The 20,881-nt window shown below is 62.8% G+C and carries 21 protein-coding genes; 10 read left to right on the top strand and 11 right to left on the bottom strand.

Features of this window, described 5'->3' with window-relative positions; translation table 11 throughout:
* On the top strand, window positions 1–396 hold the full coding sequence (locus E8M79_RS11275) for a DUF983 domain-containing protein (protein ID WP_137151995.1): 396 nt from the start codon (window positions 1–3) through the stop codon (window positions 394–396).
* A 96-nt stretch (window positions 397–492) separates the two neighbouring features.
* Window positions 493–660 (top strand): 50S ribosomal protein L33, encoded by a 168-nt coding sequence (gene rpmG, locus E8M79_RS11280; protein ID WP_056233989.1) that lies wholly within the window; start codon window positions 493–495, stop codon window positions 658–660.
* Window positions 661–1,063: 403 nt separating this feature from the next.
* Here rpmG and E8M79_RS11285 read toward each other — a convergent pair whose 3' ends face one another.
* Window positions 1,064–2,434, bottom strand: a complete 1,371-nt coding sequence (locus E8M79_RS11285) for a PleD family two-component system response regulator (RefSeq protein ID WP_137151996.1) — start codon at window positions 2,432–2,434, stop codon at window positions 1,064–1,066.
* An 88-nt stretch (window positions 2,435–2,522) separates the two neighbouring features.
* Window positions 2,523–2,894 carry a response regulator gene (locus E8M79_RS11290; RefSeq protein ID WP_108459298.1) on the bottom strand — a complete coding sequence of 124 codons (372 nt, stop codon included), beginning with the start codon at window positions 2,892–2,894 and terminating at the stop codon, window positions 2,523–2,525.
* 86 nt (window positions 2,895–2,980) lie between these two features.
* Here E8M79_RS11290 and E8M79_RS11295 point away from each other — a divergent pair, with 86 nt between their 5' ends.
* From E8M79_RS11295 to E8M79_RS11325, 7 genes are all read left to right on the top strand, one after another.
* Window positions 2,981–3,271, top strand: a complete 291-nt coding sequence (locus E8M79_RS11295; RefSeq protein ID WP_137151997.1) for a DUF3572 family protein — start codon at window positions 2,981–2,983, stop codon at window positions 3,269–3,271.
* Between the two features lie 3 nt (window positions 3,272–3,274).
* On the top strand, window positions 3,275–4,600 hold the full coding sequence (locus tag E8M79_RS11300) for a DNA polymerase IV (RefSeq protein ID WP_137151998.1): 1,326 nt from the start codon (window positions 3,275–3,277) through the stop codon (window positions 4,598–4,600).
* Entirely contained in the window at window positions 4,597–5,055 is a 459-nt protein-coding gene (locus E8M79_RS11305; protein WP_137151999.1) for a RidA family protein, read from the top strand. Before E8M79_RS11300 ends, E8M79_RS11305 begins: the two co-directional genes overlap by 4 nt.
* Before the next feature lie 72 nt (window positions 5,056–5,127).
* The gene (locus E8M79_RS11310; RefSeq protein WP_137152000.1) at window positions 5,128–5,913 is read left to right on the top strand and encodes a glycerophosphodiester phosphodiesterase family protein; all 786 of its coding nucleotides are present in this window, start codon (window positions 5,128–5,130) and stop codon (window positions 5,911–5,913) included.
* Complete coding sequence (locus E8M79_RS11315; RefSeq protein WP_349236042.1) at window positions 5,903–7,078, top strand: GNAT family N-acetyltransferase; 1,176 nt, start codon at window positions 5,903–5,905, stop codon at window positions 7,076–7,078. Before E8M79_RS11310 ends, E8M79_RS11315 begins: the two co-directional genes overlap by 11 nt.
* A gap of 58 nt (window positions 7,079–7,136) precedes the next feature.
* Window positions 7,137–8,261 carry a hypothetical protein gene (locus tag E8M79_RS11320; RefSeq protein WP_171015827.1) on the top strand — a complete coding sequence of 375 codons (1,125 nt, stop codon included), beginning with the start codon at window positions 7,137–7,139 and terminating at the stop codon, window positions 8,259–8,261.
* 3 nt (window positions 8,262–8,264) lie between these two features.
* Window positions 8,265–8,681: an HIT family protein gene (locus tag E8M79_RS11325; protein WP_137152002.1), complete on the top strand. Its 417-nt coding sequence runs from the start codon at window positions 8,265–8,267 to the stop codon at window positions 8,679–8,681.
* A 15-nt stretch (window positions 8,682–8,696) separates the two neighbouring features.
* Here the strand turns inward: E8M79_RS11325 and E8M79_RS11330 are convergent, their stop codons facing one another.
* The 3 genes from E8M79_RS11330 to proS are packed head-to-tail and all read right to left on the bottom strand — an operon-like array spanning window position 8,697 to window position 12,092.
* Window positions 8,697–9,383: an ABC transporter ATP-binding protein gene (locus E8M79_RS11330; protein WP_137152003.1), complete on the bottom strand. Its 687-nt coding sequence runs from the start codon at window positions 9,381–9,383 to the stop codon at window positions 8,697–8,699.
* Window positions 9,376–10,737, bottom strand: coding sequence for an ABC transporter permease (locus tag E8M79_RS11335; protein ID WP_137153354.1), 1,362 nt, complete (start codon window positions 10,735–10,737; stop codon window positions 9,376–9,378). Before E8M79_RS11335 ends, E8M79_RS11330 begins: the two co-directional genes overlap by 8 nt.
* 5 nt (window positions 10,738–10,742) lie before the next feature.
* On the bottom strand, window positions 10,743–12,092 hold the full coding sequence (gene proS / locus E8M79_RS11340; protein ID WP_137152004.1) for a proline--tRNA ligase: 1,350 nt from the start codon (window positions 12,090–12,092) through the stop codon (window positions 10,743–10,745).
* Between the two features lie 316 nt (window positions 12,093–12,408).
* On the opposite strand from proS, the gene E8M79_RS11345 reads away from it, so the two are divergent.
* Window positions 12,409–12,735, top strand: coding sequence for an MmcQ/YjbR family DNA-binding protein (locus E8M79_RS11345; RefSeq protein WP_137152005.1), 327 nt, complete (start codon window positions 12,409–12,411; stop codon window positions 12,733–12,735).
* Between the two features lie 85 nt (window positions 12,736–12,820).
* Here E8M79_RS11345 and E8M79_RS11350 read toward each other — a convergent pair whose 3' ends face one another.
* The 6 genes from E8M79_RS11350 to nuoL form a co-directional block, all read right to left on the bottom strand.
* Window positions 12,821–13,072, bottom strand: a complete 252-nt coding sequence (locus tag E8M79_RS11350) for a DUF1467 family protein (RefSeq protein ID WP_137152006.1) — start codon at window positions 13,070–13,072, stop codon at window positions 12,821–12,823.
* Between the two features lie 122 nt (window positions 13,073–13,194).
* Entirely contained in the window at window positions 13,195–14,868 is a 1,674-nt protein-coding gene (locus tag E8M79_RS11355; protein ID WP_137152007.1) for a ribonuclease J, read from the bottom strand.
* Between the two features lie 70 nt (window positions 14,869–14,938).
* Window positions 14,939–15,769, bottom strand: a complete 831-nt coding sequence (locus E8M79_RS11360; RefSeq protein WP_137152008.1) for a biotin--[acetyl-CoA-carboxylase] ligase — start codon at window positions 15,767–15,769, stop codon at window positions 14,939–14,941.
* Window positions 15,770–17,215, bottom strand: a complete 1,446-nt coding sequence (gene nuoN / locus E8M79_RS11365) for an NADH-quinone oxidoreductase subunit NuoN (RefSeq protein WP_137152009.1) — start codon at window positions 17,213–17,215, stop codon at window positions 15,770–15,772.
* A 9-nt stretch (window positions 17,216–17,224) separates the two neighbouring features.
* The gene (locus tag E8M79_RS11370; protein ID WP_137152010.1) at window positions 17,225–18,799 is read right to left on the bottom strand and encodes an NADH-quinone oxidoreductase subunit M; all 1,575 of its coding nucleotides are present in this window, start codon (window positions 18,797–18,799) and stop codon (window positions 17,225–17,227) included.
* Window positions 18,799–20,874 carry an NADH-quinone oxidoreductase subunit L gene (gene nuoL, locus E8M79_RS11375; protein WP_137152011.1) on the bottom strand — a complete coding sequence of 692 codons (2,076 nt, stop codon included), beginning with the start codon at window positions 20,872–20,874 and terminating at the stop codon, window positions 18,799–18,801. Before nuoL ends, E8M79_RS11370 begins: the two co-directional genes overlap by 1 nt.
* Window positions 20,875–20,881 lie beyond the last annotated feature (7 nt).

A 20,881-nucleotide genomic window follows, 5' to 3' on the forward strand; every position in this document is an offset into this window, starting at 1 on the left:
ATGGACAGCAAAGCACGCACAATCGAGCATCGCAGCGTCGGCCAGGCCATGTGGCGCGGCACGCTGTGCAAATGCCCCCATTGTGGTCAGGGCAGCATGTTCCGCGCCTATCTCAAGGTCGCCGACCATTGCGACGCCTGCGGCGAGCAGCTCGACCTGCATCGCGCCGATGACTTCCCGCCCTATATCGCCATCATGATCGTCGGCCATATCCTGGTCGGCCTGATGCTGCACATGGATATGGTCTGGCATGTCGATCCGCTGACCTATCTCTACACCATGGTGCCCCTGGCGGTGATCCTGCCGCTGGCCATGCTGCCCTCCATCAAGGGCGCCATCGTCGGCCTGCAGTGGGCCAATCGCATGTATGGCTTCGGCACCGGCCAGATCGACTGAAACCCGGCTTGACAATCTGCGGTAAATCCGTAGGTTGCGGCCAAATTCCGGCGCCGGGGAATCCGCGGCGCCTTTTGCTTTGTGAAGGACTACAGAATGGCCAAAGCTGCTTCCGTCAAGATCAAGCTCGTGTCGACGGCTGACACTGGCTATTACTACGTCACCAAGAAGAACGCCCGCACCCAGACCGAGAAGCTGTCGTACAACAAGTACGACCCGGTTGTGCGCAAGCACGTCGAATTCAAGGAAGCCAAGATCAAGTAATCTGGCGCCTGTTCGGTGAGCAGTTTAAGGCCCCGCATCAGCACGATGCGGGGCCTTTTTGTGTTAGCAGTTTGCCAAATGTGCGCCCCGGGCGGTGAGCCGAGTGCTGACACATTGACTGCAAGTGATGCTGAAATTTCAATGGAGTGGCTGGTCCGGAGCGGCATGTCGAAGAGGCCACTCTGTCCGCGTCCGGACCAACCGCCCTACGGGGCTCAGGAGTTGCGGCGGACCTGAGACGAGCCGTAGGGAACCCTCAACCGCGGCCCCTTGGGGTCGCTGTCGGTGTTGGGGGCAACCTACGCTCAAGCCGCCAAAACACAAGGAAAACCGGCCCTCTCCGGCCGGCAACCTTTTGTTAATTATAACGAATAACCCTAATAGGTCCAATTGTCGGCATTGATCATGCCGCGTCGAACACCACGCGATTGCGCCCTTCGCGCTTGGCGCGATAGAGCGCCACATCCGCCCGCTTGACCAGCGACTCCGCCGTATCGGCTCCGCTCTCGTTCAGCGTCACCCCGGCCGACACCGTCATGGCCAGCGTCTTGCCGCCACCCAGCTCGAACGGCCGGTCAGCGATGGACTGCCGCACGCGCTCGGCCACCGATTCCGCCTGCCGATACTCGGTATCGGGCATCAGCACCACGAATTCCTCGCCGCCGAATCGGCAAGCCAGATCAATGCCTCGGATGTTTCTCTTCAACCGGGCCGCGAACTCTTTCAGCACCACGTCGCCACTGTCATGGCCATGGGTGTCATTGACCGATTTGAAGTGATCGATGTCCAGGATCATCAGCGCCATATTGCGATCCTGGCTCTGCGCCTTGCCCAGCATCATTCCCAGGTGCCGGTCGAAATAGCGTCGATTATACAGGCCTGTAAGCTCGTCCGTCACCGCCAGCGCCATGGTGTTGGTCACGCTCTGGCGCAGCTCCAGCGCATAGCGCTGCCGGCGGATCTGCGTGCGCACCCGCGCGGCCAGCTCATTGCGCTCTACTGGGCGGGAGATGAAATCATTGACGCCCAGGTCCAGCGCCCGCACCACCTTGGGCTTGTCGGCCTCCTCGGCCACCAGGATGATCGGCAGGTGCCGGGTATGCTCGAGCGTGCGGATCTGCGAGCATACCCGCAGCGGGTCGAAATCGGCCATGGCCATCGACACCAGCGCCAGCTCGTAATGCGCACCCGTAACCTGGAACACAGCGTCGGACGGCTGGGTCAGGATATCCACGTCATGTTCGGGCGTCAGATAGCTCTTGAGCCGCTCGGCATGGCGCTGGTCGGTATCAATGATCAGGATCGAGCCGCCATTGGTGCTGATGCGGTCCATCGCCCGCAAGGAATCTTCCACGGCCAGTTGCTGGCCGGTCATGGCGCGGGCGCGCAACTCGTCGGTCAGCGACTTCAGGCGCACCAGGCTTTTCACCCGGGCCATCAGCTGCATGTCATCAACCGGCTTGGTCAAAAAGTCATCGGCGCCGACCTCAAGCCCCTTCACCCGGTCGGAGGGTTGATCGAGCGCGGTCACCATCAGCACGGGAATATGCAGGGTCTTTGGATTTGCCTTGAGCCGCCGACAGACCTCAAAGCCGTCCATGTCGGGCATCATCACGTCGAGCAGGACAATATCGACGTCCTGGCTATCGCAGATGGCCAGGGCCTGCGGCCCCGACGTCGCACTCACCACATCGTAATATTCGGCCGTCAGCCGCGCCTCGAGCAGGCGGACATTGGTGGGAATATCATCAACGATCAGAACGCGTGCGGTCACTGTCAGCCCCGGAATTCACGCCGGCGCCGGCTAGACTGCCTGGCCCGGTCTCGCTGACCGGACGCAGCAGAAGCGCCAGATTGTCCGATCAGGCCGGCCCAATGTAGCGGGCAATAGTTTCCAGAAAGTGAGGCACGGAGATCGGCTTGCTGATGTAACCCTCACATCCGCCTTGCAGAATCCGCTCTTCATCGCCCTTCATGGCAAAGGCTGTAACGGCGATGACCGGGATATGGGCCAGTTCGTCATCATCCTTGAGCCACTTGGTCACCACGAGCCCGGAAACCTCGGGCAATTGGATATCCATCAGGATCAGGTCGGGATGATGGGCACGCGCCAGATCGAGCGCTTCCATGCCATTGCGGGTCTGGATGACGGCATAGCCACGCGATTCGAGCAGATCGTTGAAGAGCTTCATGTTGAGCTCATTGTCCTCAACGATCATCACAGTCTTGGGCATGGGTCCTTCCTCGCGCCGACTGGCGCTGGCGACGCTTCGCTTTGTCGCCTGTTTCAGCTAGCATCAAAACTCTTACAAATCACCAAATGAGCCCGCCTGTGCCGCGTATCGAGAAAGTCCAACACTCTGTCGCGCCACTGGCCGAAGCCTGCCTGGGCTACCTCATCCAGCACCCCGAAGAGCTGCTGGCTTTCATGCAGCATGCCGGTCTCGACCCCGCAGCGCTGCAGGCCGCCGTCGGCTCCCCCGATCTGCAGCGCGGTCTCATCGACTATTTTGCGGCAAACGAACCGATTCTGCTCGCCTTTTGCGCCAATGCCGCCATGACTCCGGAGGACTTCATGCGAGTCTGGTACAAGCTCAATCCGGCGGGATGAGCCATGGCTGTGGACTGGCTCTGTCGCGACTGCCTGACCTATGCCAGCACGGAACCGGTGCCCAGCCGCTGCCCGGCCTGCGGCTCGCCGCGCCTGCGCAGCCATGCCGAGCTTTTCGCCCTCACCACCGCCCATGTCGATTGCGACGCCTTCTACGCCTCGGTCGAAAAGCGCGATGACCCGAGCCTGGCCGACAAGCCCCTGATCATCGGCGGTGGCGTGCGCGGGGTGGTCTCCACCTGCTGCTACATTGCTCGCCAGTCCGGCGTGCGCTCGGCCATGCCCATGTTCAAGGCGCGCCAGCTCTGCCCGGACGCGGTGATCATCAAGCCCAACATGAGCAAATATGTCGGTGTCAGCAAACAGATCCGCCAGCACATGGATGCAATTACGCCCTTGGTGGAACCCATTTCCATCGACGAGGCCTTTCTCGATCTCGCCGGCACCCAGTCACTGCACAAGGCACCGCCCGCCGTCGTGCTGGCGCGCTTTGCCCGCACCATCGCCAGCGAGATCGGCGTCACCATCTCGGTGGGCCTGAGCCACAACAAATTCCTCGCCAAGGTCGCCTCCGATCTCGACAAGCCGCGCGGCTTTGCCGTTATCGGCAAGGCAGAGACCCTGTCCTTCCTCGCGCCGCGCCCCATCAGCCTGATCTATGGCGTCGGCAAGGTGCTGGCTGAAACCCTGCGCAAGGATGGCCTGACCACCATCGGGCAATTGCAGGCCGAGCCACCGGAGAACCTGATTCGCCGCTATGGCGAGACCGGCGCCCGCCTGGCCCGGCTCTGCCGGGGCGAGGATAATCGGCGCATCTCCAGTGATGGCGAGATGAAGACCGTCTCCTCCGAGACCACGTTCAACACAGACATCGCCACCCTCGAGGGCCTCTCGACTGAACTGCTCAAGGTCAGCGAGCGCCTGTCCGAACGGCTCAAGGCCAAAAGCATTGTTGGCGACACAGTGACGCTCAAGCTCAAGTCGGCCGGTTTCCGCTTGCGTACGCGGGCCAGGCACTTGATGATCCCCACACAGCTTGCCAATGTCATTTACGAGACCGGGCTGCAATTGCTCGAACGCGAAGTGGATGGCACCGCATTCCGGCTGATCGGAATCGGCGTTTCAGGTATCGATGCCGCCGATGGCAATGATCCCGCCGATCTGCTGGAGCCGAGCGTCGCCCGCAAGGCGGCCGCCGAACGCGCCATGGATCGTGTTCGCAACCGCTTCGGCCGGGAAGCCGTCGTGCGCGGCAAGCTCTACAAACACGCGCCGGCCACCCCGCCGGCACACACTGACGACGACCAGAACCAAGGCAAGACCAAATGACCAGCCCGATCGAAAAGCTCCGCGAATATGGCTACGAGCTCCCTGCGCCCAAGGCCCCTGTCGCCAGCTATGTGCCGGTCACCCGCACCGGCAATATCCTTTATGTTTCCGGCCAGATCTCCAGCAACGAACACGGCGTCGTCACCGGCCTGCTCGGCGACACCATGAACGTCGTCCAGGGTGGCAATGCCGCAGAATTGGCCGCGCTCAACGTCTTGTCACAGATCGTCCACATGGGTGGCGTACCGCTGCAGGACATCAAGCGGATCCTCAAGATCACCGTTCTGGTGGCCTCCACGCCCGAGTTCACCGAGCAGCACCTGGTGGCCAATGGCTGTTCCAACCTGCTGGTGGGCGTGCTGGGTGACAAGGGCAAGCATGCCCGCGCCGCCTTTGGCGTGGCCTCCCTGCCCTTCGGTGCCGCCGTCGAGATCGAGGCCGTGGTCGAGGTCTGACGTTACGGCACCGTCACAGTTCGGTGGCAGGTCAGGCCCGTAACCAGACACGATAACGCCAGGACTGGACCCATGACTGAGCTCAACACCGTTCCGCCGACCGAACCCATGTTCCCCCGCCCCATCGCCCACCGCGGCCTGCATGATCGTGCCGCGGGGATCATCGAAAACACGGCGTCGGCCTTCGAGGCCGCTATCGCCGGCAATTTTGCCATCGAGTGCGATGTGCAGCTGAGCAGCGATGGTGTGCCTGTCGTCTTCCATGATGACGACATGGTCCGCCTGCTCGGCCGCGAGGGCGCCATCGCCGATACCAGCGCGGGCGAAATCACCTCCTCGCCCCTGCTCGGCAGCGCCGCCGGCGATTGCCCGCAGCGCTTCACCGACTTCCTTGCCCAGATCGCCGGGCGCACCCTGCTGCAGATCGAGCTCAAGGGTCAGCGCGATGCCACCGGCACCCAGCTGCTGGCTCGTGCCGTGGCCGAGGCCCTCAAGGCCTATGAGGGCCCGGTGACCATCGAATCGTTTGATCCGAACCTGTTGACCGCCATCCGCCAGTTCGGCTTCACCGGTCCGCGTGGCATCATCACCTATGGCTATGATCGCCCTGATTGGGATGGCCACCTCAGCGAAGAGCAGCGCTACCGTCTGCGCCATCTGCTGCACTGGCACGAAACCCAGTTCGACTTCATCTCCTGCCACAATATCTCGCTCGACCTGCCGGCAGTCGTGTTCTGGCGCGCCTTGGGCAAGCCCGTGACTGCCTGGACCATCAAGTCCAGGGTTGAAGCCGAGGCTGCGGCACCCCACATCGACCAGATCGTTTTCGAAGGTTTCAATCCCGATAGTGCCCAATAGCGGATACACGGCCAGCATCCACGCCGCGACAGCCGCCATTCCGGCCGCCGTGTGGAACAGCCTTGTCCCCTCCACCCAGGGCATGGTCGATAACCCCTTTCTCGACCATGCCTTTTTCCTGGCACTCGAAGAATCCGGCTGCGCCACGGCGCGCACTGGCTGGCAGCCCCAGCATATACTGCTCAGCGACGCCTCTGGCGCGCCCGTCGGGCTGATGCCGCTGTTCCTGAAATCCCATTCCATGGGCGAATATGTCTTTGACCATGGCTGGGCCGATGCGCTGGAGCGGGCCGGCGGCAGCTACTATCCCAAGTTGCAATGCTCGGTGCCCTTCACCCCGGCAACGGCGCCCAAGCTGCTGGTGCCCTCGGGCGATCCTGCGATCCGTGCGGCCCTCTTGGACGCGGCTCAGCAATTGGCGCATCAGCGCGACGCCTCCTCGGTCCACGCCACCTTCCTGCCAGAAGCCGAGGCCAATGCCATGGCCGCCGACGGCTGGCTCAAGCGCCTCGACACGCAGTTCCACTGGCACAATGAAGGCTATGCAAGCTTCGACGACTTTCTCGAATCGCTGTCCTCGCGCAAGCGCAAGACCATCCGCCGCGAGCGCCGCGACGCGCTGATCGACGGCCTCACCGTCAAATGGCTGACCGGCGCGGACCTGCAGGAACACCATTGGGACGCTTTTTACGCCTTCTACGAGGATACCGGCGCCCGCAAATGGGGCCGCCCCTATCTCAACCGCGAGTTCTTCTCCCGCCTCAACCAGACCATGGCCGACCGCATCGTGCTCATGCTGGCCTATGACGGCGACGAAGCCATTGCCGGCGCCATCAATTTTCTCGGCCACGACCGCATTTTCGGCCGCAACTGGGGCTGCACCCGCGATGTGCCGTTCCTGCATTTCGAGCTCTGCTATTATCAGGCCATCGACTACGCCATTGCCCACAAGCTGGCGGTCGTTGAGGCGGGCGCCCAGGGCGAGCACAAACTGGCCCGCGGCTATGCCCCTGCCACCACCTATTCCACCCACTGGATCGCCCACCCGGGCCTGCGCAGCGCCGTTGCCGACTACCTCGAGCAGGAGCGTCGCGCCGTCGAGCGCAATCAGCTGCTGCTCGATCAGTTCACGCCCTTCCGCAAGGGCGAACGGCTCGATCGATAATCCGCCCTTTGCCGTGCCCGCCCTTTCCCCGCCCGGCGTTCCCCTCTAAGGAATGAGCATGATCTGGGACATTGTCATCTTCGCGCTGCAGGCTGGTCTGGTGTTCGTGGTCTCCACGGCGCTGTTTGACGCCCTGCACTGGATCCTGCACCGCTGGGAAAGCTCGACCAACCCGCTGCTGCGCCGCTTTTCGTCCTGGCACTGGGTGCACCACAAATTCCTCGGCCTCGATATGCAGGTCAACCCGGCCTATGCCCGGGCCAATATCTGGTTCCATATCCTGCCGGAATACCTGACCTCGTTGGCCGGCACGCTGATCTTCCTTTTGGTCTTCCCCTGGCCCGCCATTGCCGTGGTGGTTGTCGTCCGCACCATCATGCTGGGCATGACGCTGCGAGAGGAAGGGCTGGACTACAACCACATGTCCATGGACCGCGTCGGCGGCCAGCAGGGGCGGCTGTGGGTGGACAATAACTACCACGCCATGCACCACCTCTATCCGCACAATTTCTTCTCCTCATTCACCAATGTCTTTGACCTGGTAATGGGCACGGGCTGCCAGATCGCCGGGCGGCGCTTCCTTGTCACCGGCGCCAGCGGCGCCTTCGGCACCGCCATGATCGCCCGGCTGCAAAACCTCGGCGCCAGCGTCGAAACCGCCAAGTCCGGCGTCGACTATGCCCCGGGCGACTATGAGCGCATGGATGAGAAGCTCGCCCGCGCCGATGTGCTGATCCTGGCCCATGGCGCCATCAAGGATGATTGCTGGAACGCCAATTACGTCACCGCCACCGACCTCACCGAGCGCTTCATCGCCATCGGCAGCACCCGCCTGACGCCGCCCGAAGTCTGGGGCCTGGGCTCGGAGGTCGAGTTCCATGGCGATCTGGGCCTCGATTGGCTCAAGGACTATGCCGCCTCCAAGCGCGCCTTTGCCGCCCGCGCCCGCGACTACTATCGCTCCAATGCGCTGATCTACCGCCACATCGTGCCATCGGCCTTCACCTCACCCATGGGCGAAGGCAAGATGAGTGCCGACACCGCCGCCGGCATAGCGCTGTTCTTCATCCGGCGCGACTTCCGCTACGTGCCCGTTACTCTGACCGGACTGGCCGTGCTCAACTATTTCCGCTTTCGTTTCTTCCAGAAGGAGCAGCCGGACCTTTCCCAGCCGGCCGAGTGAACCATGAGCTATGACCCCACCAATATCTTCGCCCGCATCCTGCGCGGTGAAATCCCGGCCCACCGCGTCTATGAGGACGAGACCGCACTGGTGATGATGGACATCTTTCCCCAGTCGCGCGGCCACACGCTGGTCATTCCCAAGGCGCCCTCGCGCAATCTGCTCGATGCGGACCCGGCGGCCCTGTCAGCGGTCATGCCGGTGGTGCAGCGCGTCGCCAATGCCCTCAAGGTCGCCACGGGCGCCGATGGCATCCGCCTCGCCCAGTTCAGCGAGGCGGTAGCCGGGCAGACGGTGTTCCATCTGCATTTCCACCTGATCCCGGTCTATGAGGGCATGGCCCTGGCGCCGCACGCCGGCGGCAAGGCCGATGACGCCGAATTGGCAGAACTGGCCAAGGCGATCGCGGCAGCGCTCTAGCGCCCCGCACACGCCCTAAAGCGTGTGGTCGACCACCAGCCCGCCCTTGAGCGTGACAATGCGGTCGGCGCGTCGCGCCAGATCGTGGTTATGCGTGGCGATCAGCGCCGCCGCGCCCTCATTGCGAATGAGATTGGCCAGCGCGCCAAAGACGATCTCGCTGGTTTCCGGATCGAGATTGCCCGTCGGCTCGTCGGCCAGGATCACCTTGGGATGATTGGCCGCCGCCCGGGCAATGGCCACGCGCTGCTGCTCGCCGCCGGACAGTTCTGCTGGACGATGGCTGGCCCGCGGGCCGACGCCGAGCAGGTCCAGGAGCTCCATTGAGCGCTTGTCTGCTGCCGCCTGCGACACGCCAGCGATCAGTTGCGGCATGGTGACATTTTCCAGCGCCGTGAATTCGGGCAGCAGGTGGTGAAACTGATAGACATAGCCCACCGTCGAGCGGCGCAGCTGGGTGCGGCCGCGGTCCCCCAGCTGGCTGGTCTTGTGCCCCACGATTTCCACTTCACCCGACTGCGGGCTTTCCAATAGCCCCGACAGATGCAGCAGCGTCGACTTGCCGGCGCCTGAGGGCGCCACCAATGCCACTAGCTCGCCGCTGTGCACAGTCAGGTTCGCCGCCTCGAGCACGCGCACGATCTTGTCGCCCTGCCCGTAATGGCGGTGCACATCGGTCAGGATAAGATGCGGCTTACTCATAACGCAGGGCCTCGACCGGATCATATTGCGCGGCGCGCCAGGCCGGATAGAGCGTCGCCAGGAAGCTCAGCCCCAGTGCCAGGCAGATCACCACGGCCACTTCGACCGGATCGGTCTTGGACGGCAGCGAGGAGAGGTAGAACACCTCCGGCGGAAAGATCGCCACGCCCAGCGAATTGGAGAGGAAGGCCCGCAGCGGCTCGGCATTGGCGGCCACGATCAGCCCCAGCACCACGCCCGACATGGTGCCGATCACACCAATGGTCGTGCCGGTGATCGAAAAGATGCGCATGATCGCCCCGCGCGTCGCGCCCATGGTGCGCAGCACGGCGATGTCGGAGCTCTTGTCCTTCACCAGCATGATGAGGCTGGAAATGATGTTGAACGCTGCCACCAGGATAATCATCGAGAGGATCGTGAACATCACCACCCGCTCCACCTGCAGCGCCGAGAAGAATGTCTCGTTGCGCTGCTGCCAGTCGGTCAGCACCAGCGGCCGCGTCGACGGATCGGCCTGCAGCTTGACGCGCATGCCGGCCACATCGTCGGGGTCCTTGATGAAGATCTCGGCCGCCGAGGCCTTGCCCACGCGCTGATAGGCGGCGTCGATCTCGGCGTCGCTGGCCAGCGGGTCGAGCGGCTTCTGCCCAGGCTTGAGCACCTCGTCGACCAGCTTGAAATAGTCCTGCGCCGGCTCGAGCGGCATGTACATAAAGAAGCTGTCGAACTCGACCATGCCCAGGTCAAAGATCACATTGACCGGATAGGATTTGATCTGCGGCGTCGTGCCAAAGGGCGTCATCGCCCCGTCCGGCGTGATGATGGTCACCTGGTCGCCCAGCGACACGCCCAGCGTCTGCGCCAGACGATAGCCGATGGCCACGCCCTTGCTGGTGTCCCAATTGTCCCAGCCGCCCTGCTTGGCCGCATCATGCAGCAGCTTGAGCTTGGCGATATTCTCTTCGTCCATGCCGCGCACGGTCACGCCCGTGGAGCTGCCATTGCCGGAAGCCAGCACCTGGCCCTCGACGAAATAGACGGCGAAATCCACGCCATCGATCTTTTGCAGCGAGGCTACGGTTTCCTTGTAATCGGTGAATTCCCGCTCAATCGGATAGGCAGTGAAATGCCCGTTCAGCCCCAGGATCTTGGTCAGCAGCTCGGCGCGGAAGCCGTTCATCACCGACATGACGACGATCAGTGTCGCCACGCCAATCGCCACGCCCACCATGGTGAGGCTGGCGATCACCGAGATGAACGCCTCCTTGCGCCGGGCGCGCAGATAGCGGCCCGCCACAATCCATTCAAAGCGCGAGAAGGCGCGCGTGCCCTTGTTCAGTGCAGGCGTCGCCATCTCGGTCAAATATCGGTCTTTCTCTGCGGTTCGATCAGGCCCTTGAGGCGGGCCACGGCCGCGGCGATCGGCAGCGTTTCGCGCTCGCCGGTCTTGCGGTGCTTGATCTCGGCTTCGCCCGATTTCAGCCCGCGCGGCCCCAGGATGATCTGATAGGGAATGCCGATCAGGTCCGCCGTGGTGAACTTGGCCCCGGCGCCCTGGTCGCGATCATCATAGAGCATGTCGAGGCCTGCCGCGTTGAGCTCTGCATAGAGCGCATCGCAGGCGGCGTCGCATTCGGCATCGCCGGCCTTGAGATTGATCAGCACGGCCTCGAACGGCGCCACCGACACCGGCCAGACAATGCCAGCGTCGTCGTGGAACGCCTCGATCAATGCGGGCACCAGCCGGGTCGGCCCGATGCCATACGATCCCATATGCACGGTGATTTCCTTGCCATCGGGCCCGGTGACGCTGGCCTTCATCGGCTCGGAATACTTGGTGCCGAAGTAGAAAATATGGCCAACTTCGATACCGCGCGCCGAAACGCGATTTTCTTCCGGCACGCTGGCCTCGAACTCGGCCATGTCGACCATTTCTTCGGTCGCGGCATAGAGCGACGTCCAGTCCTCGAAGATCGGCTTGAGGTCGCCGCGGAAATCGGTGTCGGGCCCGGGAATGGGCTTGTCGAGCAGGCGCTTGTCGCAGAACACCGCGCTCTCGCCCGTGTCGGCCAGCACGATCCACTCATGGCTGAGGTCGCCGCCGATGGGGCCGGTGTCGGCGCGCATCGGAATGGCGGTCAGGCCCATGCGGGCATAGGTGCGCATGTAAGCCACGAACATCCGCTCGTAAGCCTTGACGGCATCTTCCTTGTTCAGATCGAACGAATAGGCGTCCTTCATCAGGAATTCGCGGCTACGCATGGTGCCGAAGCGCGGACGCACCTCGTCGCGGAACTTCCACTGGATGTGGTACAGGTTCAGCGGCAGGTCCTTGTAGGATTTCACATAGGTGCGGAAGATGTCGGTGATCATCTCCTCATTGGTCGGGCCGTAGAGGAATTCGCGCTCGTGCCGGTCCTCGATGCGCAGCATTTCCTTGCCATAGGCGTCATAGCGCCCGCTTTCGCGCCACAGGTCGGCCGACTGGATGGTGGGCATCAGCAATTGCACCGCGCCGGAGCGATTCTGCTCCTCTTCGATGATCTTCTGCACCTTCATCAGCACTTTGTAGCCCAGCGGCAGCCAAGTGTAGAGGCCGGACGCCTGTTGGCGCACCATGCCCGCCCGCAGCATCAGGCGATGCGATACGATCTCGGCGTCCTTGGGAACGTCGCGCAGCACCGGCAAAAAATAGCGAGACAGGCGCATGTGAACTCCAGAATGACCGTCGACTCGTGACTTTTCTTGATGCCCACTCAAATCCTACTCGTCCATCCGATGCAAGCATGGAAGGCATGCAGAATCTGCGTGACAGCCCCTCTCCGACTTGTTAGTGTCACGACCAATCAAGCACAGGCGGTCACAATCCGCCGGACGTCGACAACGTCAAGGGAGGAGCGTTGGCCGCCGCTTTCAATAGCGTGCCTAAGACCAGCGTATTGTCGATCAAACTTATTGAGCGGGGCCTTGTGCCCCGCTTTTTTTATGCTGCGGCAGAAGCTTGTTGGGCAGAGGAGGCTTTTTGATGGCCACGCAAGACGATCTGCGCCGCCTTGCCCTGGCGCTGGCCGGCACCATCGAAGCGCCCCATGTCGATCGCCGGGCTTTCAGGGTGCACCGCATCTATGCCACGCTGGCGGCCGATGGCGCCACGGCAAACCTCAAGTTCACGCCTGACGAGCAGGCCCTCAAATGCATGGTTGCGCCAGCGATTTTCGCACCGCTCGACAATGCCTGGGGCCGTCAGGGCTGGACCACGCTGACCCTGGCCACAGCCACCGAAGCCGATCTCGCCGCCGCCCTCGCCATGGCCCACGCCCACGCCATCACCAAGCCATCCCGCAAACGCTAGGCCGACCGGTGCGACGGGTGTGAGAAGGGATGCCTGAGGCAGACCAAGGCACACGAGGGACCAGCCCTCAGACGAGTCCTCGCGCTCAGCGATTCCAGTAGTGATGCAGCGTCTCGTTGGACATAGCCCACATCAGCAGCGCCGTGAGCAGGATCGCCAGTGCGGTGGCTATCAGTGCCTTGCGCAGGATGCGTGGGCGCACCGGTGCGCCGGGATCGCTGCCGGCGACGACCTTCTCGCCCGTTTCGTGGAAGCTCTGGTTGCCGATCGGCAGTACAGCCACAAAGCTGATCCACCACATCACGAAGAATACGGCGATGAGCGACCCGATCTGCATGGTCTGTCCTGGCGACTGAGGAAAAAGTCTAGGCCGCCAGCATACGCCCGCGGCCCTTGGTGGCGATAGCAGCAATCTTGTCGCGGCACGCCCGAGCCGGCCCACCGCGACAAGTCGAGGCGTCAGACGCGGTGCACGAACACTGAGACATTGGGTTTGCGGCCCCAATAGGCATTCACTTCGTTGCGAATGGCCTTGAAGATTGCAGAGTTGAGCACTTCGGTGTCGCTGCGGCGCTTGGGCGGCATGGACTTGAGCACACCCTCGATGGTGTCTTCCACCAGTTCGGTCAGCGACTCATCCTCGGTCTCGGGCAGGCCGTCGATCACCAGATCGGGGCCCGACACCACCTGGCCGCTGCCATTGACGCACAGGCTCACCACCACATGGCCACCGAACGACAGCCGGCGACGGCCTTTGACGCCCGATTCTTCGGGCGTGCAGAGCACGAGACCGTCGAGATAAAGCTCGCCGGTGCGCACTTCGCCCGGCAACAGGATCGGCTCGGGGAACAGGCGCACCATGTCGCCATTGCGGGCTTCGCACACATTGGCAATGCCCGATTCCCGGCCCAGCTTGGCGTGGGCAGTCAGGTGCACAGCCTCGCCATGCACCGGCACCAGCACGTCGGGCTTGAGCCAGCTATAGAGCTGGCGCATCTCGTCGCGACGCGGATGGCCGGTCACATGCACCAGCCCGTCATTGGCGGTGATCACCTCGACGCCCTGGTCGATGAGCTGGTTCTGGATGTCGATGACTTCGCGCTCATTGCCCGGAATGGCCCAGGACGAGAAGATCATGCGATCGCCGGCCGTCAGCGCGATCACCGGATGATCGCCGCGGGCGATACGGGCAATGGCGGCACGCGCCTCGCCCTGGCTGCCGGTGCAGATCAGCACGATCTTGTTGCGCGCAATGCTGCGATAGGCGTCCTGGTCAAGCAGCGGCGGCAGGCCTTCCAACATGCCCAGCTCACGGGCAATGCCCATGATGCGGTGCAGCGACCGGCCCGACATCACCACCTGGCGCCCCGCCTTCTCGGCGGCGCGAACGATGGAGATCACCCGGCCCACATTGGAGGCGAAGGTTGTCACGGCCACCCGGTTGGGCGCCTCGGCAATCATGGCTGCCAGATTGGCCGCGACTTCCGCCTCGCTCGGGCTTTCGCCTTCCTTGAGCGCATTGGTGGAATCGCAGACCAGGGCCAGCGGCGTCGAGCGGTCTTCGCCGATCGCCTTGAGCCGCGCCACATCGGTGGGAGCGTTACCCACGGGCGTCGGATCGAGCTTCCAGTCGCCGGTGTGCAGCACGCGGGCAATCGGGGTCGAGATCAGCAGCGCGTTCGATTCGGGGATCGAGTGCGCCACATTGATGGCCTCGATGGTGAAGGGGCCAACCGTGAACGGCTTGCCGGGCACCATGATGGTCACGTCGACATTTTCGACAATGCCATCCCCTGCCCGCTTGGCGGCCAGCATGGCGGCGGTGAATCGGGTGGCGAACACCGGCTTCTCAAACCCCGGCCACAGGTCGAGCACGGCGCCGTAATGGTCTTCGTGGCTATGCGTGAGGATAAGGCCGAGCACGTCGTCAGCGCGTTCCTCGAGAAATTCCGGATCGGCCATGATCAGCTCGATACCCGGCAGATCCGGCCCGCCGAAGGTCACGCCGCAATCGACCACGATCCACTTGCGGGATTTCTCCGGCCCGAAGCCGTAGGCGCCCATATTCATGCCGATCTCGCCGACGCCGCCAAGCGGCACAAATACGAGCTCGTCCCTTTGGGTTTTAGCCATGGGTCTTTCAGTCCTTTCGAGCGCAACGCCGGAGCGATCATTGGTCGCCGGTCGCCTGCGCAATTGATGGTCAGCTTCGGGCGCTGGCCGTTGCCCCAAAATGCACGTCGCCCGCCGTGATCGCGATCAGGCGGTCGTCCTCGGCGCGGACGATCAATCGTCCCGCGTCGTCGATTGTTTCAAAAATGCCGCGCAGCACGTCCCCGTCCTGGGTGACCGCTACGGGTCCGCCGATCCCCGCGGCCGATGCCCGCCAGTCGGCCAGCACGGACGCCAGGCCCAGCCCGTCATTCCATTGGCCGAACACCTCGGCCCAGGCATCCGAGAGCGCCTCGAACACATCTTCGGCCGAGCGCGTCACGCCCAGACTGTTTATATAGGTCGCCGGATAGGGCAAATCATCGGGCGCCGCCACCACATTGACGCCAATGCCGATGGCCACAGCGGACCGCCCGTCCGGCGTACGGTCCGCCTCGAGCAGGATGCCCGCCAGCTTGGCCCCATCGGCCAACATGTCATTGGGCCATTTGAGCGCCATGCGCCCGCGGCCATTGACGCTGTCAGCGCCATCCAGCCCGACCTTGACCAGCCCCTTGGGCAGGATACTGCCCAACGCCCGGTTGAGCGACACCCCCGCCACAAAGCCCAGCGTTGCCGTCACTGCGGGATCGCAGTCCGGCACCACCAGCAGCGTTGCCGCCAGATTGCCATGCGGATTGACCCAGGCCCGGCCACGCCGTCCGCGCCCGCTGGTCTGCTGCCGCGCGGCGAACCAGATGCCGCCAGGATCGCCGGCAGACGCCGCCGCCAGGGCTTCCTGATTGGTTGACCCAATGCTGTCAAAGCTGCGCAGCCGATAGCCGGCTGCGCGCGCCTTGGGTCCGAGCGCGAAGTCGGTCACCTAGAACAGGCTTCCTGCAGCGGTCTGCGCCAACCCCGCCAGCGGTCCGCCGACGGTGAAGTAATAGGTCACCACCACAAAACCGGTCACGGCCATGATGATGTTGAGCTCGGCCGGAACCGCCTCGAACTCGCGCACCGGTGCGTCGAAATACATCACCTTGATTACGCGCAGGTAGTAGAAGGCGCTGATGGCCGAAGCCAGCACGCCGATCACCGCCAGCACATAGAGATGCGCATCGATGGCCGCCAGGAACACATGCCACTTGGCAAAGAAGCCAGCGAGCGGCGGCATGCCGATCAGCGAGAACATCACAATGGCCATGATCGCGGCGACGAACGGACGGCGCTGTGCCGCACCGGCCAGATCCTCGATGGTTTCAACATAGCCCGCGCTGGTGCGCAGCGACAAGATGCAGGCAAACAGCGCCACCGTCATGGTGACATAGATCGCCATATAGATCGCGACGCCTTCAACGCCACCCTGCGTCCCAGACGACAGGCCCACCAGGGCAAAGCCCACGTGACCGATCGAGGAATAGGCAATCAGGCGCTTGATCGACTTCTGCCCGATGGCCGCAAAGGCCGCCAGCACCATCGAGGCGATGGAGAGGAAAATGACAATCTGCTGCCAGTCATGGGCAATGCCCTGGAAGGTATCGGTCACCAGGCGCACCATGAGGGCCATGGCGGCAACCTTGGGCGCGGTGGCAAAGAAGGCCGTCACCGGGGTGGGCGCGCCTTCATAAACGTCGGGCGTCCACATGTGGAACGGCACGGCCGAGATCTTGAAGGCCACGCCGGCGAGCAGGAACACCACGCCAAAGATCAGGCCGAGCGAACGGCCTTCCTGAGCAATGGCGACCACGATTTCGCTGAGATTGGTGTGACCAGTAAAGCCATAGACCAGCGAAGAGCCATAGAGCAGCATGCCCGAGCTCAGTGCGCCCAGCACGAAGTACTTAAGGCCCGCTTCAGTCGCCTTGCTGTCCTCGCGCTTGATGGCCGCCAACACATAGAGCGACAGCGACTGCAGCTCGAGGCCGACATAAAGGCTCATAAGGTCGTTGGCCGAAACCATCATCATCATGCCAAGCGTCGCCAGCACGACGAGCACGGCATATTCATACTTGTGCGTGCCGTTTTCCTCGGCCCGCGGCAGCGCCAGCAGCAGCGAGAAGGCCGAGCCACCCAGCACGAGCGCCTTCATATAGCGCGCAAAGCCATCGGCGATAAACACGCCGTTGAACAGCACGCCGTCCTTGGGCTGCAGGATCACCAGGGCCGCAGTCACGATCAGCAGCAGCACGGCGCCATAGGACACCAGCACCGAACGTTCCTTGTTGACCACAACGCCGAGCATGAGAAGCACCACGGCGCCAATCGCCAGAAGCATTTCCGGATAGGCGGGAGCCAGGCTCGCGAAATCGATAACGTCTGAGTTCACGGGACTCTCCTAGTGGGCAGCAGGCGCGGCGGCAGGCTCTTCAGCCGCAGCAACCGGTTCAGCATGGGCAAGGGGCGCCTGCGCATCAGCAAGCGAAACCGCCGGGTCAAGGCCAATGGCCGTGGCATAATTGGTCACCAGCCGGTTCACAGCCGCCGCCGTCGTGTCGAGGATCGGCGCCGGGTAGAAGCCGAACACGATGGTCAGCACGATCAGGGGATAGAGCATCACCTTTTCGCGCAGGTTGAGATCGAGAATGGCCTTGAGGCTGTCCTTGGTCAGCGCGCCGAAGATCACCCGGCGGTAGAGCCACAGGGCATAGGCCGCAGAGAAGATCACGCCAAAGGCCGCGCCGAACGCCACCCAGGTGTTGACCTGGAACACGCCGAGCATGGTGAGGAATTCACCGACAAAGCCCGAGGTGCCCGGGAGGCCGACATTGGCCATGGTGAACACCATGAAGGCAAAGGCATAGCGCGGCATGCGCTCAACCAGACCACCATAGGCTTCGATGTCACGGGTGTGCATGCGGTCGTAGATGACGCCAACACACAGGAACAGTGCGCCCGACACGATGCCGTGCGAGATCATCTGGAACATCGCGCCCTGGATGCCCAGGGCATTGCCGGCAAAGATGCCCATGGTCACAAAGCCCATGTGCGCCACCGACGAATAGGCGATCAGCTTCTTGATGTCGGTCTGCACCAGCGCCACCAGCGAGGTGACAATGATCGCGGCAACCGACAGGAAGAACACGATATTGGCGAACTGGGCCGAGGCATCGGGGAACATCGAGATGCTGAAGCGCAGGAAACCATAGCCGCCCAGCTTGAGCAGAATTGCCGCCAGGATCACCGAGCCAGCGGTCGGCGCCTGCACGTGGGCTTCCGGCAACCAACGATGGAAAGGCCACATCGGCATCTTGACCGCCAGCGAGGCAAAGAAAGCCCACCACAGCCACGGCTGCCAGGACTTGGGGAATTCATGGGCAAGCAGCTTGGTGATGTCGGTCGTGCCGCCATTCCAATACATGGCCATGATCGCCAGCAGCATCAGCACCGAGCCGACGAAGGTATAGAAGAAGAACTTGTAGCTGGCCTGGATGCGGGCTGCGCCGCCCCAGATGCCGATGATCAGGAACATCGGCAGCAGCGTGCCTTCGAAGAACACATAGAACATGGCCAGATCGAGCGTGGTGAACACGCCGATCATCAGCGTCTCAAGGATCATGAACACGATCATGTATTCCTTGACCCGCTCGGTCACCGACTCCCAGCTCGCCAGGATGGCGAAGGGCATCAGCAGGGCCGTCAGCACCACGAACAGCACCGAGATGCCGTCCACGCCGACGCGATAGCCAATGCTGTCGCCGATCCAAGCCAGGTTGACCACGAACTGGAACCCGGCGTCGCTGGCATCAAACGCCCGCCACATCAGCAGCGACAGCACCAGCACCACGCCAGTGATGAGCAGTGCCGTCCAGCGGATGGCCGATTCCGCAGTGCGCGGCATCAGCAGGATCGCAATGGCACCCAGCATGGGCAGCCATGTGAGGACTGTGAGAATGGAGTTTTCGAAGGTCATCAGATCAGTCCCCCGGCCGCAATGGCCCAGGTCAGCAGAGCCGCAATGCCGATCAGCATGGCGAAGGCATAATGGTAGAGATAGCCCGACTGGAGCTTGGTGACCCAGCTGGTCACGTTGAGCACGCGCCGGCTGATGCCGCCGGTGATCTTGTCGTCCACCAGCCAGTCATCAAAGCCCTTCCAGAAGGCACGGCCGATCCAAAGCGCAGGCTTCACGAAAATGAAGTCATACAGCTCGTCGAAGTACCACTTGTTGAGCAGGAACTTGTAGAGACCCGGATTGGTCGCCGCCAGCTTGGCCGGGGTCTCCGGACGCCGGATATACATGTACCAGGCGGTCACGAAGCCGATCAGCATGGCAAAGGTGGCGCTCCACTTCACCCAAAGCGGCACATGGTGCGCTGCTTCGATGATCTCGTGGTCGACCACGATCGCACCGGCGAAGAAGTGCTCGATATGCTCCACATCGTGGAAGAACATGCCGTAGAACACCGCACCCGCCAGCACCGCACCAATGGCGAGCACATAGAGCGGCACCAGCATCACATTGGGCGCCTCATGGGCATTGTCATAGGCCGAGCCATGGTGACCATGGTCATCATGCGCGTGATCATCATGCGCATGGTCGTCATGGGCGGCATGGTCATGGTGATCATGCGCTGCCTCGCGCGGCGTGCCGTGGAAGGTCAGGTGGATCAGGCGCCACGAGTAGAAGCTCGTGAACAGCGCCGCGATCACCAGCAGCCAGAAGGCGAACATGCCCGTGTTACCGCCGACGGCATAGGCCGCCTCGATGATGGAGTCCTTGGAGAAGAAGCCGGCAAAGCCAAGCCATTCCGTACCCGGAATGCCCACACCGGTCAGCGCCAGGGTGCCGATCAGCATCATGGCATAGGTGATCGGGATCTTCTTGCGCAGGCCGCCCATGTTCCCCATGTCCTGCTCATGGTGCATGGCATGGATCACCGCGCCAGCGCCCAGGAACAGCAGCGCCTTGAAGAAGGCATGGGTGAACAGGTGGAACACGCCGGCCGAATAGGCCCCTGCCCCCAACGCCACGAACATGTAGCCGAGCTGCGAACAGGTCGAATAGGCGATCACGCGCTTGATGTCGTTCTGCACGAGGCCCACCGTCGCCGCGAAGAACGCGGTGATGGCGCCGATCACCAGCACGAAGGTCATCGCCGTCGGCGAGGTCTCGAACAGCGGCGACAGACGCGCCACCATGAACACACCGGCGGTCACCATGGTGGCCGCATGGATCAGCGCCGACACCGGGGTCGGGCCTTCCATGGCGTCCGGCAGCCAGGTGTGCAGCAGGAACTGCGCCGACTTGCCCATGGCACCCATGAACAGCAGCAGGCAGATGACAGTCATCGCATCAAGCTGCCAGCCGAGGAACTGCATCACCGGCAGACCGGTGGTGCCGAACTCGCCGACCGCATGGAACGCGCCGTCGAAGTCGATATGGCCCAGCACCATGAAGGCGCCGAAAATGCCCAGGGCAAAGCCGAAGTCACCCACGCGGTTGACGATAAACGCCTTCATGGCGGCCGCCGTTGCCGACGGCTTGGTGTACCAGAAGCCGATCAGCAGATACGAGGCCAGACCCACGCCTTCCCAGCCAAAAAACATCTGCAGGAAGTTGTCGGCCGTCACCAGCATCAGCATCGCGAAGGTGAAGAGGCTCAGATAGGCAAAGAACCGGCTGCGATGCGGATCGTCGGCCATGTAGCCGATCGAATAGATATGCACCAGGCTCGAGACCGTATTGACCACCACCAGCATGATGGCCGTCAGCGTGTCGACGCGCAGCACCCAGCGCAGGTCCATGTCGCCGACCTGGATCCAGCGCATGATCTCGATCTTGACCACGGCCGTATGGCCATCAGCCACGGCGCCAACGAGGCCGCCGCCAAAGGCGACCGGCAGGAACACCACCCAGCTCAGCACCGCTGCAATCAGCAGCAGGCCGGTGGTGATATATTCGCTGGTCCGATGACCGATGGTCCGACCCAGAAGCCCCGCTATCAGCGCACCGATAAGGGGCAGGAAAACAATCGCTTGAATCATAGCGGTG

This window comes from Devosia sp. FKR38, assembly GCF_005222805.1.
In the GTDB taxonomy this organism is placed as follows: Bacteria; Pseudomonadota; Alphaproteobacteria; order Rhizobiales; family Devosiaceae; genus Devosia.

Excerpts from the sequence above, each read along its gene's own strand:
- E8M79_RS11300 (WP_137151998.1), top strand. The coding sequence starts at position 3,275 with ATGGCTGTGGACTGGCTCTGTCGCGACTGCCTGACCTATGCCAGCACG.
- E8M79_RS11370 (WP_137152010.1), bottom strand. The coding sequence starts at position 18,799 with ATGACCTTCGAAAACTCCATTCTCACAGTCCTCACATGGCTGCCCATG.
- E8M79_RS11290 (WP_108459298.1), bottom strand. The coding sequence starts at position 2,894 with ATGCCCAAGACTGTGATGATCGTTGAGGACAATGAGCTCAACATGAAG.
- E8M79_RS11310 (WP_137152000.1), top strand. The coding sequence starts at position 5,128 with ATGACTGAGCTCAACACCGTTCCGCCGACCGAACCCATGTTCCCCCGC.
- E8M79_RS11295 (WP_137151997.1), top strand. The coding sequence starts at position 2,981 with ATGAGCCCGCCTGTGCCGCGTATCGAGAAAGTCCAACACTCTGTCGCG.
- E8M79_RS11305 (WP_137151999.1), top strand. The coding sequence starts at position 4,597 with ATGACCAGCCCGATCGAAAAGCTCCGCGAATATGGCTACGAGCTCCCT.
- E8M79_RS11320 (WP_171015827.1), top strand. The coding sequence starts at position 7,137 with ATGATCTGGGACATTGTCATCTTCGCGCTGCAGGCTGGTCTGGTGTTC.
- E8M79_RS11345 (WP_137152005.1), top strand. The coding sequence starts at position 12,409 with ATGGCCACGCAAGACGATCTGCGCCGCCTTGCCCTGGCGCTGGCCGGC.
- E8M79_RS11325 (WP_137152002.1), top strand. The coding sequence starts at position 8,265 with ATGAGCTATGACCCCACCAATATCTTCGCCCGCATCCTGCGCGGTGAA.
- E8M79_RS11275 (WP_137151995.1), top strand. The coding sequence starts at position 1 with ATGGACAGCAAAGCACGCACAATCGAGCATCGCAGCGTCGGCCAGGCC.
- proS (WP_137152004.1), bottom strand. The coding sequence starts at position 12,092 with ATGCGCCTGTCTCGCTATTTTTTGCCGGTGCTGCGCGACGTTCCCAAG.
- E8M79_RS11335 (WP_137153354.1), bottom strand. The coding sequence starts at position 10,737 with ATGGCGACGCCTGCACTGAACAAGGGCACGCGCGCCTTCTCGCGCTTT.
- E8M79_RS11350 (WP_137152006.1), bottom strand. The coding sequence starts at position 13,072 with ATGCAGATCGGGTCGCTCATCGCCGTATTCTTCGTGATGTGGTGGATC.
- E8M79_RS11330 (WP_137152003.1), bottom strand. The coding sequence starts at position 9,383 with ATGAGTAAGCCGCATCTTATCCTGACCGATGTGCACCGCCATTACGGG.
- rpmG (WP_056233989.1), top strand. The coding sequence starts at position 493 with ATGGCCAAAGCTGCTTCCGTCAAGATCAAGCTCGTGTCGACGGCTGAC.
- E8M79_RS11355 (WP_137152007.1), bottom strand. The coding sequence starts at position 14,868 with ATGGCTAAAACCCAAAGGGACGAGCTCGTATTTGTGCCGCTTGGCGGC.
- nuoL (WP_137152011.1), bottom strand. The coding sequence starts at position 20,874 with ATGATTCAAGCGATTGTTTTCCTGCCCCTTATCGGTGCGCTGATAGCG.